Annotated in this window: 11 protein-coding genes and 2 pseudogenes; 5 read left to right on the top strand and 8 right to left on the bottom strand. The window is 68.8% G+C overall.

Annotated features, from left to right (window positions below; all coding sequences use genetic code 11):
* Positions 1-298: 298 nt before the first annotated feature.
* Positions 299-601: a DUF3040 domain-containing protein gene (locus tag ACGFYP_RS01550; RefSeq protein ID WP_393485260.1), complete on the top strand. Its 303-nt coding sequence runs from the start codon at positions 299-301 to the stop codon at positions 599-601.
* A 114-nt stretch (positions 602-715) separates the two neighbouring features.
* Here the strand turns inward: ACGFYP_RS01550 and ACGFYP_RS01555 are convergent, their stop codons facing one another.
* Entirely contained in the window at positions 716-1,897 is a 1,182-nt protein-coding gene (locus ACGFYP_RS01555; protein ID WP_393485261.1) for a cation:proton antiporter, read from the bottom strand.
* 4 nt (positions 1,898-1,901) lie between these two features.
* Positions 1,902-2,381, bottom strand: coding sequence for a cation:proton antiporter regulatory subunit (locus tag ACGFYP_RS01560; RefSeq protein WP_393485262.1), 480 nt, complete (start codon positions 2,379-2,381; stop codon positions 1,902-1,904).
* Positions 2,382-2,563: 182 nt separating this feature from the next.
* On the opposite strand from ACGFYP_RS01560, the pseudogene ACGFYP_RS01565 reads away from it, so the two are divergent.
* Positions 2,564-2,674 (top strand): annotated as a pseudogene (locus tag ACGFYP_RS01565) (DNA mismatch repair protein MutT); the annotation flags it as partial.
* Positions 2,675-2,705: 31 nt separating this feature from the next.
* On the opposite strand, the gene ACGFYP_RS01570 reads toward ACGFYP_RS01565, so the two are convergent.
* Positions 2,706-3,119, bottom strand: coding sequence for a MerR family transcriptional regulator (locus tag ACGFYP_RS01570; RefSeq protein ID WP_393486001.1), 414 nt, complete (start codon positions 3,117-3,119; stop codon positions 2,706-2,708).
* A gap of 453 nt (positions 3,120-3,572) precedes the next feature.
* On the opposite strand from ACGFYP_RS01570, the gene ACGFYP_RS01575 reads away from it, so the two are divergent.
* Positions 3,573-5,033 (top strand): SulP family inorganic anion transporter, encoded by a 1,461-nt coding sequence (locus ACGFYP_RS01575; RefSeq protein WP_393486003.1) that lies wholly within the window; start codon positions 3,573-3,575, stop codon positions 5,031-5,033.
* Between the two features lie 481 nt (positions 5,034-5,514).
* On the opposite strand, the gene ACGFYP_RS01580 is transcribed toward ACGFYP_RS01575, so the two are convergent.
* The gene (locus ACGFYP_RS01580; protein WP_393485263.1) at positions 5,515-6,618 is read right to left on the bottom strand and encodes a TerC family protein; all 1,104 of its coding nucleotides are present in this window, start codon (positions 6,616-6,618) and stop codon (positions 5,515-5,517) included.
* A gap of 417 nt (positions 6,619-7,035) precedes the next feature.
* On the opposite strand from ACGFYP_RS01580, the gene ACGFYP_RS01585 reads away from it, so the two are divergent.
* Positions 7,036-8,193, top strand: a complete 1,158-nt coding sequence (locus ACGFYP_RS01585) for a site-2 protease family protein (RefSeq protein WP_393485264.1) — start codon at positions 7,036-7,038, stop codon at positions 8,191-8,193.
* Positions 8,194-8,367: 174 nt separating this feature from the next.
* Here ACGFYP_RS01585 and ACGFYP_RS01590 read toward each other — a convergent pair whose 3' ends face one another.
* The 3 genes from ACGFYP_RS01590 to ACGFYP_RS01600 form a co-directional block, all read right to left on the bottom strand.
* Entirely contained in the window at positions 8,368-9,477 is a 1,110-nt protein-coding gene (locus tag ACGFYP_RS01590; RefSeq protein WP_393485265.1) for an SPFH domain-containing protein, read from the bottom strand.
* Positions 9,478-9,506: 29 nt separating this feature from the next.
* The gene (locus ACGFYP_RS01595) at positions 9,507-9,944 is read right to left on the bottom strand and encodes an NfeD family protein (protein WP_393485266.1); all 438 of its coding nucleotides are present in this window, start codon (positions 9,942-9,944) and stop codon (positions 9,507-9,509) included.
* Between the two features lie 932 nt (positions 9,945-10,876).
* Positions 10,877-11,230 carry a hypothetical protein gene (locus tag ACGFYP_RS01600; protein WP_393485267.1) on the bottom strand — a complete coding sequence of 118 codons (354 nt, stop codon included), beginning with the start codon at positions 11,228-11,230 and terminating at the stop codon, positions 10,877-10,879.
* Between the two features lie 275 nt (positions 11,231-11,505).
* Between ACGFYP_RS01600 and ACGFYP_RS01605 the strand changes: the two are divergent.
* Positions 11,506-11,691 (top strand): annotated as a pseudogene (locus tag ACGFYP_RS01605) (pyridine nucleotide-disulfide oxidoreductase); the annotation flags it as partial.
* 93 nt (positions 11,692-11,784) lie between these two features.
* Here ACGFYP_RS01605 and ACGFYP_RS01610 read toward each other — a convergent pair.
* Positions 11,785-12,063 (bottom strand): hypothetical protein, encoded by a 279-nt coding sequence (locus ACGFYP_RS01610; RefSeq protein ID WP_393485268.1) that lies wholly within the window; start codon positions 12,061-12,063, stop codon positions 11,785-11,787.
* Positions 12,064-12,932: the final 869 nt, after the last annotated feature.

The raw sequence follows: 12,932 nt of genomic DNA on the forward strand, positions 1-12,932 counted from the left end.
GCGACAGCCCCGACCGCATTGCCGTAGCCCGGCAGTATTGACACCTTCTTGATGCCGGTGGCGCCCCCTCGATGGAGGCATGTCGCCCTTGGGCTCCGAGTCAGGAACTCGTCAACAGCGCATGCGGAATCCGGGACCGGGTGACCCCGCCCAGCGTTACACCCTCCAGACCGCGGTGGTCGGAGCCCGCCTCCTCGGGTGGCCCGACCAGGAACTGTGACCGCTCAACGCATCGAGGCGGCACCTGACGGGCACACTGACGATAGGACTTCCGCAGCGGCCGTTGGAGGGAGTCACGATGAGTCACCCGGCAGATGACGAGCGCATCCTCGCCGACATGGAGCGAGGGCTCACACACGACGACCCCGCCCTCAGCGCCACGATGGAGACACTGAACCAGCAGTTTCCCGAGCAACCGGAGCGGCCCGCGAAGGCTCGCCTGTCACGGCGGGACCCCCGACTCGTGACAGCGGTCGTCCTGACCGTCATCGCCCTGCTGGCACTGATCCTCACGGCCGCCCTGAACTCACCGCCCGCGCCTCACGACGGGGAGGTCACCCGGCCGGCGGCGCACTCTGCCGAAGTGACCACGCACCAGTGATCGAGTCCAGCCCCGTAGCAGGGCAATGCTCGGCGCGAGGACGAGTACGGCACCGGTGGCTCTCATCCGGGAGGGCATGAGCGAGGACATGTGGGCGGCCGTCATCGAGCCTCATTACGCCGGTGGCCTACCGTCCTGCAGCTCGGGTGCCGGCTTGGACGGACGGGGCGGACCGCCGGCCAAGCGGGTGAGGACCGGGCCGGCGATGGCGAGGATGAAGACGTACGCGGTCACCAAGGGGCCCAGCGTGCCGTGCATGGTCCCGACGAGTCCGACGATGACGAGGGAGAACTCCCCGCGGGCGATGAGTGCGGTCCCCGCGCGCCACCTCCCTCGCCGACCCACCCCGTCGCGGGAGGCGGCGTACCGGCCGGTGACGACTTTCGTGACGAGCGTGACGGCGGCCAGCGCGAGCGCGGCAGGCAGCACGGCCACCAGGTCGCCGGGGTCGACAGACAGTCCGATCGCCAGGAAGAAGACCGCGGCGAAGAGATCACGCAGGGGGCTGAGTACGGCCCGCGTGCGGGTCGCGGTCTCCCCTGTCAGCGTCAACCCGACGAGGAACGCGCCGACGGCGGCCGACGCGTGGACGAGCTCGGCCAGCGCCGCGACGATCAGGGTGAGGCCCAGGACCCGTAGCAGCAGCTGTTCCGCATCGGGGTGGGAGACGAGCCTGCCGAGATGGTGCCCCCAGCGGTAGGAGACGGTGAAGGCGGCCAGGACCGCGCCGACGGCGGCGAGTACGCCCAAGATCGCCTGCCACCACAGCCCGCCTGAGGCCAGGACGGCGAGGACAGGCAAGTAGAGGGCCATGGCGAGGTCTTCGAGGACGAGCACCGACAGGATCGCGGGGGTCTCCCGGTTGCCGAGGCGGTGCAGGTCGGACAGCAGGCGGGCGACGATGCCGGAGGACGAGATGTACGTGGCGCCGGCCAGGGCGAGGATCCCGATCCCGTCCATCCCGAGCAGCCATCCGGCCACCGCGCCCGGAGCGGCGTTCAGCGCCGCATCGACCAGTGCCGACGGCACGTGCCGCCGCATCCCGACCGCGAACTCGGCCAGCGAGAACTCCAGACCGAGCACCAGGAGAAGCAGGATCACTCCGATCGCGGCGCCGGTCTCGACGAACGCACCCGCCGCCGGGACAGGGGCGATCCCCCCTTCGCCCACGGCAAGTCCCGTGAGCAGGTAGAGCGGGATCGGCGAGAGCGTGTAGCGCCGCGCCAGTGTCCCGAGCACGCTCAGGGCAGCGAGAATCACGCCCAGCTCCAGCAGCAGCGCGACCGGCGTACGCACCCCCTCAGCCCCGGATGATCTGTTCCACGCCCGTGATGCCCTCGTGGGTACCGATCACCACCAGGACGTCCCCACCCAGGAGAAGCTCCTGCGGAGTGGGCGAGGCGATCACCTCTTCGCCCCGGACCACCGCGACGATCGACGCCCCTGTCCGTGTCCGCGCCCGCGTGTCACCCAACGGCCTGCCGTCGAACGCGCTGGCCGCCCGCACCTCGACCTGCCCCGACGCCAGACCGGGCACCTCCTTGGTCAGGTCCGCGAACCGTTCCGCGATCCTCGGGGCGCCCAGGATCTCCGCGACCGCATCCGCCTCCTCGTTGTTGAGCTCGACCACCGGCCGGCCCTCGTCCGGATCCTCCGCCCCGTAGACGACCAGCTCGAAGTCACCCGTACGCCGGGCCACCACACCCACTCGCTCACCCCGGTGATTCGTGAACTCGTAGCGCAAACCCACGCCGGGCAGCAGCACCTCCGTGACGTCCATCCACCCATCGTCAAGCCGCGCGGAGAGGGCGGCATGTACAGAGGGCCCGAGCGGGTATCAGGGTGCCGCCGACGTAAGCGGAGCAACCCCCTCCAATCGTCGACCCGCCTGGTGGCCCCGCTTGCCGTGGCAGCGAGAGCATCAGTGGTCACGCGGCTCGGGTGGCTGGTACCTGGGCGGGCCACTCCCAGGTCCACTGGGTTGACGCCGACGCCATCCCCGAGAAATTCGTGGACACCACTTCAAGCGACCTTCACCGCTACCTCGCCGGCGGGCCACAGGTATCGCTGGACCTGCTGGACGCAGGCCGTCCGCGGAGCGTTCTCAGGCGCGGGTGGCGGGGGTGTTCTGCTCCACGCGGGCGCGGAGGGTGCCTTCGAAGTCTTCGGCGCGGGTGAGCTGGACACGGAGCTTCTCGACCTGCTCGGCGGCGGCCTGCTGGTACTCGCGCACGCGCTCCAGCAGGGCGTCGCGCTCGTGGACGTCGAGGTCGGATTCGGCGTCGAGGCGGTCGGTGGCATCCAACAGGTCGCGCATCTGGTCCAGGGTGAAGCCGAGCGGCTTCATCCGGCGGATCACCACGAGGCGGGCGACGTCGGTCTCCGTGTAGAGGCGGAAGCCGCCCTGGGAGCGGGCGGAGGGGACGACGAGGCCGGTCTCCTCGTAGTGGCGGATGGTGCGCAGGGACAGTTCGGTCCGCGCGGCGACCTCGCCGATCTGCATGTGCCTGCCGTCCACGCCCGTGATCCTCTGGTCCTTCTCGTCCCTGTCGGCCTCGGTCCAGGCCGGCACCACTGACTCCTACTCTAACGTTAGGGTAGAGTTTCTGATGGCGAGGGCGGCATGGCGCTGCCCCGCTGTCGCCGCGCCGGGGCCGAAGGCGCCCCGGCGGAATTCCGATTCTTGCAGGAGAGAAGCGTGCGCGAGCCCATGACGCCCGGCGCCGCCGCCTGCCCACCGTGACGCTTCGCCCCCGGAAGTGAGTCCCGGCGCCGTCGCGCGGGCGCGCTCCGCCCCTTCCTGGTCTTCCGGCTCCGCGCTCAACGGGGTCACCCGCGAGATGCCGACCCGGCCCTCCGCGCCCTCCTGCCCGCCCCGGCCTGCCGAACGGGGTGTGCCCGAGCACGACAGGTTCCTTCCCCCTTGTCTTCTGCTGCTTCCACCGTGCCCCTGGCCGCGCGTCTGCGTGGCATGAAGCCGGACTGGCTGTCCGATCCGAAGGTCTGGCGCACCGAGGTCCTGGCCGGCCTCGTTGTCGCCCTCGCGCTGATTCCTGAGGCGATCTCGTTCTCGATCATCGCCGGGGTCGATCCGGCGATCGGCCTGTTCGCCTCCTTCACCATGGCAGTGGTGATCTCGATCGTCGGCGGCCGAAGGGCGATGATCTCCGCCGCGACCGGCGCCGTCGCCCTCGTCATCGCGCCGCTGAACCGTGAGCACGGTCTGGGTTACCTGATCGCCGCCGTCATCCTGGCCGGCGTCTTCCAAGTGGTCCTCGGCGCGCTCGGCGTGGCGAGGCTGATGCGGTTCATCCCGCGCTCGGTCATGGTCGGCTTCGTCAACTCCCTCGCGATCCTGGTCTTCATGACGCAGGTCCCCGAGATGACCGACGTCCCCTGGCCCGTATACCCGCTGATCGCCGCCGGCCTGGCACTCATGGTGTTCTTCCCGAGGATCACCACCGTGATCCCGGCCCCGCTGGTGTCCATCGTCATCCTCACCGTCATCACCGTCGGCGCGGCCATCGCTGTGCCGACCGTCGGCGACAAGGGCGCCCTGCCGTCCTCCCTGCCGGTGCCGGGCCTGCCCGACGTACCGTTCACCTTGGACACGCTGACGACGATCGCCCCGTACGCGTTCGCGATGGCGCTGGTCGGCCTGATGGAGTCGTTGATGACCGCGAAGCTGGTCGACGACATCACCGACACCCACTCCGACAAGACCCGAGAGTCCATCGGCCAGGGGATCGCGAACATCGTCACCGGCTTCTTCGGCGGCATGGGCGGCTGCGCGATGATCGGCCAGACGATGATCAACGTGAAGGTCTCCGGCGCCCGTACCCGTCTGTCGACCTTCCTCGCGGGCGCGTTCCTCATGGTGCTGTGCATCGCCTTCGGCCCGATCGTCTCCGACATCCCCATGGCCGCCCTCGTCGCCGTCATGATCATGGTGTCGTTCGCGACCTTCGACTGGCACTCCATCGCGCCCAAGACCCTCAGGCGGATGCCGCTGGGCGAGATCATCGTCATGCTCGTGACCGTCGTGTGCGTGGTCGTCACCCACAACCTGGCCATCGGCGTCGTCGTCGGCTCCGTGGCCGCGATGGTCGTGTTCGCCAAGCGCGTCGCCCACCTCGCCGACGTCACGGCGGTCACCGACCCGGACGGCACGACGGTGGTCTACCGGGTGACCGGGGAGCTGTTCTTCGCTTCGTCCAACGATCTGGTCGGCCGGTTCGCCTACGCCGCCGACCCGGACAAGGTCGTCATCGACCTGTCCGCCGCGCACATCTGGGACGCCTCTTCCGTGGCCGCCCTCGACGCCATCGAGACGAAGTACGCCCAGCGCGGCAAGACCGTTGAGATCATCGGGCTCAACGACCCCAGCGCAGACCTCCACAGCAAGCTGACCGGCGAGCTCACCAGCCACTGACCGGAGGCGAGCACGCCCGCACAAAGGACCCCCGGACTTCAGGGGCAGAGGTCCTTGACTCTTCCCGGCGCGGCCCTTGATGCCGAGCGATTCCCCTATGGCGCGGGCTCGATTCCCACCGCCTTCAGTCTGCGCGGCAGGACAGCTCGGTCACGCCTGAACACGGTCGCCCCGAGCCGTGCCCGGGCGGCGGTGGCGCCCCGGACTCTGCCGTGTCAGTGGTCCTTGTGTCTGGTGTGCTCCGGGTCCTCCAGGTATTCAGGGCACTCCGGGTTGTGGCAGGGGCCGGGGCGCCACACGGGCACGAAGATTCCGAGAGTCTTGTGCCGTCTTTTCACGGTCGTGGCCACGGGCTGCTTGCAGACCGGGCAGACAAGCGCTCCTTGGGGACCGGTCTCATGCTCGGCTTTACTCACTCTTTAACAATAGGCTCTACGGTCGCAGAAGGAGCAGGGGACGTGCATGAATCCTCCGACTTCGATCAGCCCTCCGGCGGGGAAGGACCTTTCCGGTCCTGGTCCTGGCCCTGGTCCTGGTCCTGGTCCTGGTCCTGCTCAGCATCTGCGCCGCCGTCGGAGCCGGGGTGCTCTGTGGCTGCCGCCTCGGGCAGCGATGCCGCCTTCCCGTCCGGAGGGGCGGGCGCCGGGTGGGATGGGGCGGGTCGGAGCAGGCTGAGGACTACGGAACCGGCCAGCACGACGACGATGACCGCGAGGCTGACCGGTGAGGGAATCTCGGGGATGCCGGTGCTGATCGTCGTATGGGATGCCTGAAGGATGAGCTTGACGCCGATGAAGGCGAGGATGATCGCGAGACCCTTGTTCAGGTAGTGGAACCGGTCCAAGAGCCCGGCGAGCATGAAGTAGAGGGCCCGCAAGCCGAGGATGGCAAACGCGTTGCTCGTGTAGACGACAAAGGCGTCGTCGCTGACAGCAAGTACAGCGGGAACGCTGTCGACGGCGAAGATCAGGTCGGCTGCCTCGATCGCGGCCACCACCGCCAGGAGCGGGGTGGCCACGCGTTTGCCGGCTTCTTTGACGAAGAACTTCATGCCGGCGTACTCGTCGCGGACCGGCATGATCTTGCGCAGTAGCCGTACGGCGAGGCTCTTGCCCGGGTCAAAGCTCTCCTGCTCGTCCTTGAGGAGCTTGTAGGTGCTGTAGAAGAGGACGGCGGCGAAGGCGAAGAGCACAACGGTGAAGCGGCTCACCACGGCTACGCCGAGGGAGAGGAAGATCCCTCGGAACACCAGGGCGCCCATGACTCCGAAGAACAGCACGCGATGCTGGTACGCGCGGGGCACCTTGAAGTAGGCGAAGATCACCGCGAAGACGAAGAGGTTGTCGACCGACAAACTCTTCTCGAGTAGCCAGGCAGTGGTGTATTCCGTGCCCGCTGTCGTGCCGAGGACGAGGAAGACGACCGCGGCGAAGATCAAGGCGAGGCCCACCCAGAGGGCACTCCAGGCGGCGGCTTCCTTGAAGCCGATGACGTGCGCGGTGCGGTGGGCCAGGAGGTCTACCGCCAGCGACACCACAACGGTCGCGACGAACGCTCCCCACAGCCAGAGCGGAACCTCAAGCACACAAGTCACTTCCCAACACAACCCGCGCCGACGCACGGAACCCTTTATCGCATTTTGCGTCTTTTCGGGCCCTCCTAATCCAGGAGGGTGGGCCTGGTGTGCACTCACCTCACGCCCCGTACACGCCGACGCTTGGGAGAGCAGTCGTCGGCCCGGAAATCCGCACGCGCCGTCCAGACAGCCCGCCCTTCCCGACGGGCCAGACTCGGCGAAGGTGCTGTCACCGCGCAGGAAGGACGGGGCCCGACAAGCCGGGCCCCGTATGAGAAGGCAGCGCTCCTGGCGGGTGGCCCCAGGCGCCGGCCCGGCGAGCAACACTTTGAGTAGGCGGACACCGCACTGATCCGGTCACCGTGAGCGCCCCGCGGGCTTGCGGCTCGGGCGGAGGACCGCCTGCTTCAGCCACGGGAGACGGAGATGAACGGCTCGGTACGGATCGGACGGGTTCTCGGTGTGCCGCTGCGCGTCCACTGGACCGTACCCCTGCTCGTGGTCCTCTTCGGATACAGCCTGGGAGCGCAGACGCTCCCCGCCTGGCTTCCGGACCGGTCGAACGCCACATACACAGCCGCCGGGCTGGTGGGGGCCCTGCTGCTCATCGGAAGCCTGCTGGCTCATGAGGCCGCGCACGCGATCATCGCCCGGAGGAAGGACATCCCCGTCCAGGACGTCACGCTCTGGGCGCTGGGTGGGATGACGCAGATGGGCAAGCCGCGCACGGCCGGCGCGGCCTTCCTGGTGGCCGTCGGCGGGCCGCTCACCAGCCTTGTCGTCGGCGGAGCGGCGCTCGGCGCGGGCGTCGGGTTGAACGCGCTGTTCGGCTGGGCGGTGCCGGCGGCCGTCCTGGTGTGGCTGGCGTGGGTGAACTTCTTGCTGGGACTGTTCAATCTGCTGCCCGCCGCGCCGCTGGATGGAGGGCGTGTGGTGCAGTCGGTGATCTGGTGGCGTACCGGAGACCGGGACCGGGCCGAACGAGCAGCCGCACGCAGTGGCCAGGTACTCGGCTTCCTGCTGATCGCCGTCGGCTGGATCTCCGTCCTGCGCGGCGCCTTCGGCGGCCTGTGGCTGATGATCATCGGCTTCTTCATCCTCGTCGTCGCAAACGCGGAACGGCGGCAGGCCGGAATGGCTTCAGCCCTGCGCGGGGTACGAGCGGCCGACGCCATGTCGAGCCCCGTGGAGACCTGCCCCGACTGGCTCACCGTGGAACGCTGCGTCGACGACGTGGCGATGCCGGCCCGCCATTCCACCCTGCCCCTGATCGACTTCGGGGGCCGCCCCAGCGGCCTGGTCGACCTGTCGCAGCTCGCGAGGACTCCCGTTTCGCAGCGCGAGGAGCTGCGTGTACGTGACGTGGCGACCCCGCTGTCGCAGTGCACCACCTGCACGCCGGACGACCTCCTGGAAGACGTCCTCGAAAGCATCCGCCCGAGCAGGAGCGGCATACGGATCCTCGTCACCGAAGGCGGCCTTCTGGTGGGCATCGTCACCGCACGCGACATCGCCCGGCTCGTCCAGCGGCACTCACTGCGCGGTACGGACAGCGGTCCGAACAACGACGCGGACAACCGATGAACCCGGGTGCTCGCCAACCGGGGAAGTGCGCCTCCGTCGGCTGCATTGGCTGCGTCGGCGAGCATGGCGGCATGAGCGACTTCCCGCCCATCAAGGAAGTCGTCGTGGGCAAGGGCGTCGCGGCCTACCGCGGCGTGGTCGCCCCGGGGTTCCCGGAGCCCTCGCCGTCGACGCTCAATCGCCGGACGTCTGCCCCCGGCCCGGTACCTGGGGCGCCCTCGCGGCCTCGGCCTCGGCCTTCGCGTCGCTCACCACGGCAGCGGCCTGCTTCGCGACCTCGTCAGCAGCCGCGGCAGCGTCGCTCGGAAGCGGCGAGCCTGCCTCCAGCTCCGGAGCCCCGCCTTCGTCCGGCGCGCCGTCGGCATCGGCAGTGGTTGTTTCCTCCGGTTGCGCGGATGCGGGAAGGCCCATCGTTGAACGATCGCCGAATGCGTGGCTGACAGCGCGAACTGCCTCGGTCAGCTCCCCCGGGATCACCCAGAACGTGTTGTTCTCGCTCTTCGCCAGGTGCGGGAGCGTCTCAAGGTACTTGTAGGCCAGGATCTTCGGGTCGGCGTTGTTGCGATGAACGGCCTGGAAGACGCGCTCCACCGCCTTGGCCTCGCCGTCCGCCCGCAAGATCATGGCTTGCTGCGTGCCCTGTGCTTCCAGGATGTCCTTCTGCTTGGTGCCCTCCGCGGTGAGGATCTTGGCTTGCCGCTCCCCTTCGGCGTGCAGGATGGCCGCGCGCTTGTCACGCTCGGCCCGCATCTGCTTCTCCATCGCCTCTTTGATGGTGTGCGGTGGATCGATGGCCTTGATCTCGACGCGGTTGACCCGGATGCCCCACTTGCCGGTGGCGTCGTCGAGGACGGTGCGGAGCCGGGTGTTGATCTCCTCACGTGAGGTGAGCGTCTGCTCGAGGTCCATGGAGCCGATGACGTTCCGCAGGGTGGTCACGGTGAGCTGATCGATCGCATGCAGGTAGTCAGCCACCTCGTAGGCCGCCGCCCGCGGGTCGGTGATCTGGTAGTAGAGCACGGTGTCGATGTTCACCACGAGGTTGTCCTCGGTGATCACCGGCTTGGGCTCGGACGAATACACCTGCTCGCGCACGTCGAGTTTGGTGTTGACGCGGTCCGCCACCGGCACGACGAAGTTCAGGCCGGGTTGCAGCGTCCGCCGATACCGGCCGAACCGCTCGATGTTGTAGCGGCGCGCCTGCGGGACGATCCGCACCGTGGCGGCCACGAGGAAGACAACAACAATCGCCGCCACAAGAATCGGGATGACAACCGGATCCACAATTCCTCCGTAGGGACGTGTTCAGCCGTTCACGGAAGCATTTCGCGGGGGTACACGACAGCTGTAGCGCCTTCGATCTCCATGACATCCACCAGCGCTCCCACCGGGATCACCAGGCTTTCGTCGAGAGCGCGAGCGGACCACTCCTCCCCGGAGATCTTGATCAGGCCGTGGCTCGCGGTGACCTCCTGCATGACCTCGGCCCGCCTGCCGATCAGCGCATCGCTGCCCTCACGCGTGAGGGGTGCGCTCGCCATTTGCCGCAGCGCGACAGGACGGACGATGAGGAGACCCGCTGCCGCTGCCACTACGAACGCCACAAGCTGGCCGAGAAGGCCGATGCCCACACCAGCGATGACAGCGGCAACCAATGCAGCGCCCGCCAGCAACCCGAAAACCAGCGTCAGGGTGAGAAACTCCGCGACACCAAGCACCCCTGCGGCGAGCAGCCATACGAACCACGGCATCGAGTCAGCCTCCCTCAGGGGACTTATCCCATTACTTACCCCCCAGAACCCAGACAGAACGGACTCGTCCGGTCCACTCTGCAATCAGGACGCCCGGGCAGCGACGGGAGGTCCCGCCCGCGTTGCCGGTGCTGGTCGAAGCCCTCCGCCAGACGGCCGCCCGCTTGCCATGCCGCCCCGTGCACCACCACCTCACAGAGAAGTCCATCACCGGAACCGCCCCTGATGGCCGGGCCCGGTGATCGGGAATGGCGTGGTCAGGCCACGGGGCAACCGTGCCGAGCGGACGCGGTGGCGAGGCCGTCAGCAGCCGATCCGCGTCCTCACTGCCGACGCTGTGCGGTCGTCGGTGGAGGAGCGTTGCCCGAGAGCCCCCCTCGCAGCCGACACGCTCCGCCGCGCGGCGGGCCGACTCGGTGGCGAACCGGGCCACTTGAAGCACCTGGGCGTCAGATGGTTCCTCGACGTCCTGGCGCGCATGGGCCAGGACAAGGAGGCCCTTGCCGGGCAGTGGGGCGCTGTCGACGAGCACTCCGGCTTCGGGCCGGACCGTGAAGGAGCCGTTCCAGCCGCATCCGATCGGTGTCGCCGAGGTCTCCTCCGCCGCGCCGCTGGATCGGTGGGCCGCTGCGGGACGGATGTTCAGCTTGAGCTGCACGCCACCGGACTCCTCGCCACGAGCCCATGCCGCGCGGCATTCGGTCTCGTGGCCCACCCATTCCGTGGTGTGACCGCCGAATTCAGCTCGGCGCCGCCGACAAACTCCCTGGCCTCCTCGACCACCAGCACTCCCCGGCAGGTGTCGGTGGGGGACCTCTTCCGAGTCGTCACTCCGGGGACCGAAACCCCAGATCAACCCGCTGACCGTGAGCGCCAGGACGAGCACTCCCCCTGCCGCCTTGGTCCGTCGCCCGATCACGGTTCTCCCTCTGTCACGGTGCGGTGGTAGCTGTGGGCGTGGCGCAGCGGCGGCCGGCGGCGGCGCGTTCGGCGAAGACCTTCAGTACGGAAAGGGCGTACGCCCGGTCGGCTTCCGGTCTCTTGGCCTCGTCGCTGTACGGGATGAGCGTGAAGAGCGCGGGTTCGCCGTTTCCGGGGCAGGCGGCAATGGCCCAGTAGCTGCCGTTTTGCCAGAAGTCGGGGTCCCCGGAGCGCTCGACGTAGTCGTGGCGTGCGCCCTCCGCGTACTGGCCGTAGTGCGCGGCGAGCCGGTGGGTGGTGTGACCCTCGGTGTTGCCCAGCACGCATTCCTCGAGCGGTGCGGTGCCGCGCTCGCTGCGCGACATCGCCGCCCGGCTCGTCGAACAGACTCGTTCCACCCGGCCTGCGATCGAGACGCCCGGCTGGCTACAGGGCACGCCGAGGGAGAACAGCGGCCTGAGCTGCCCAGTGGCCGCCTGACAGACGTGGTTCGTGCGGGAGAGGCAGCGGGCGCGGCGGCGGCACTGCCGCTCCGTAGCGCGGCGCCACCGTCACCGTCCACGACCCCCACGCCGTGCCGACCCCGCGCCGCCACCCTGAACTCGACTACGCCGACAGCCTCGACGACTCCTTCCAGGGCGCCGAACTCGTCCCGCTGGAACTGGGTATTGAAGGCGGCCGTATCCCCACCGAGGGCACCCGTGTCGCCGCCGACCCCCACCTCCACCTTCTCGGCTACGGCGACTGGACCGGCGGCCCGGCCTCGACAACCCTGATCGGAGTCGGCCGGACAGCCGGCGATGCAGTCCGCGAGATCCGCAGCCTAGGCCAACTGATGGCAGGGCCCGGGAAGAGGGGGCGGGGAGACACTGACAGGCCCCTCTTCCACCCATTCCGACGTCCTTCATGAGCGCAACCGTCAGGCAGCTGCCCTCGTGGACGCCTTGACCCATGCGGAACGATCTCCCGTCACGTGCAGCGGCATACCCTGCGCAGGTGTGACCCCCGCCCGCTGCGTCCCCTGGAGCGCACCGGCGAGGTGGCCCCTGATGATCTCCTCCCACAGATCGGCGGACAGGCCCTCGGGAATACAGACCCATACCTTGCCGTCGGGGCTGGTGTCCGCCAGTGCGTATCCGTGGGACCCGGGATCCAACTGACCGTCCTCCATGACCTTGGCCCTCATCTGTGCGGTCACCGATCCCAGCGAGGGAAGGGCGTCCGGCGTGGCGCACAACTCGGCTCGCGCGATCAGTTCGCCGAGCACCGTGCGCAGCTGTCGGGCTTCGGCCAGGGAGAGGTTGCAGAAGCCGCCGCTTTCCGCGCTCGACGGTGAAGGCCAGTCTGGGGGCCCTGCTGTAGGCCGGCTGTTCCAGACCTACGCGGATCTCGTCGTGAGCAACGACACCCAGAGCGTCCACCGAGGGGCGGTGGAGACGCAACTCCACGAGCTCGTCCTCTCCGCAGTGGAAGCGGTCTTCCAGGAAGCCATCGGAATGCCCCTCCTCGCGATAGTGGCACCATGCCGGGCACAGGGAGGTGATCTCCGCCGGGTGCTTCGGTCCGCCGACGTACGCATCCTTACTCGAGAGGTCCGCCCCGTCGAGGATCGCCGCGTACCTGTACTTCAGCGCCCGCAGGGCGATCGTGCACTCCTCCAGCTCGGCGATGGCGGACTCGAACCGCGGCAGGTCCATGTCGGTCCAGGTGCCCGCAGCGCCGATCCAGATCTCCGGCTGCCGCTGCCCCTCACCCTCGTCGAGCAGACCGATGGCGACGGAGAGCGCCGCCGCGTCGTAGCGGCTGCCTGCGATCAGCGTGCGGCCGGCGGTGAGGCTCGGCGGTTTCCGTCGGGGCAGGGCCGCTCTGCCCACGCGGTGCAGGTCCATTCCGCGATTACGCGGTATCCGCCCATCAGCGGGGGTCGGTGGCATTGCTGGTCTGTCGCCAGGTGGCTGGGCGGGTCAGAATCCAGTTCGCGCGGTCGACGAGCTGGAAGGTGTCGGTGTCGGTGATCCAGTTGGCCGTCGCCCTTGCCTGGGCGCGCGCTCGGGATCGGCGAGCACG

The organism is Streptomyces sp. NPDC048370 (genome assembly GCF_043200825.1).
Classification (GTDB): Bacteria; Actinomycetota; Actinomycetes; order Streptomycetales; family Streptomycetaceae; genus Streptomyces.

Excerpts from the sequence above, each read along its gene's own strand:
- ACGFYP_RS01550 (WP_393485260.1), top strand. The coding sequence starts at position 299 with ATGAGTCACCCGGCAGATGACGAGCGCATCCTCGCCGACATGGAGCGA.
- ACGFYP_RS01560 (WP_393485262.1), bottom strand. The coding sequence starts at position 2,381 with ATGGACGTCACGGAGGTGCTGCTGCCCGGCGTGGGTTTGCGCTACGAG.
- ACGFYP_RS01575 (WP_393486003.1), top strand. The coding sequence starts at position 3,573 with ATGAAGCCGGACTGGCTGTCCGATCCGAAGGTCTGGCGCACCGAGGTC.
- ACGFYP_RS01585 (WP_393485264.1), top strand. The coding sequence starts at position 7,036 with ATGAACGGCTCGGTACGGATCGGACGGGTTCTCGGTGTGCCGCTGCGC.
- ACGFYP_RS01595 (WP_393485266.1), bottom strand. The coding sequence starts at position 9,944 with ATGCCGTGGTTCGTATGGCTGCTCGCCGCAGGGGTGCTTGGTGTCGCG.
- ACGFYP_RS01600 (WP_393485267.1), bottom strand. The coding sequence starts at position 11,230 with ATGTCGCGCAGCGAGCGCGGCACCGCACCGCTCGAGGAATGCGTGCTG.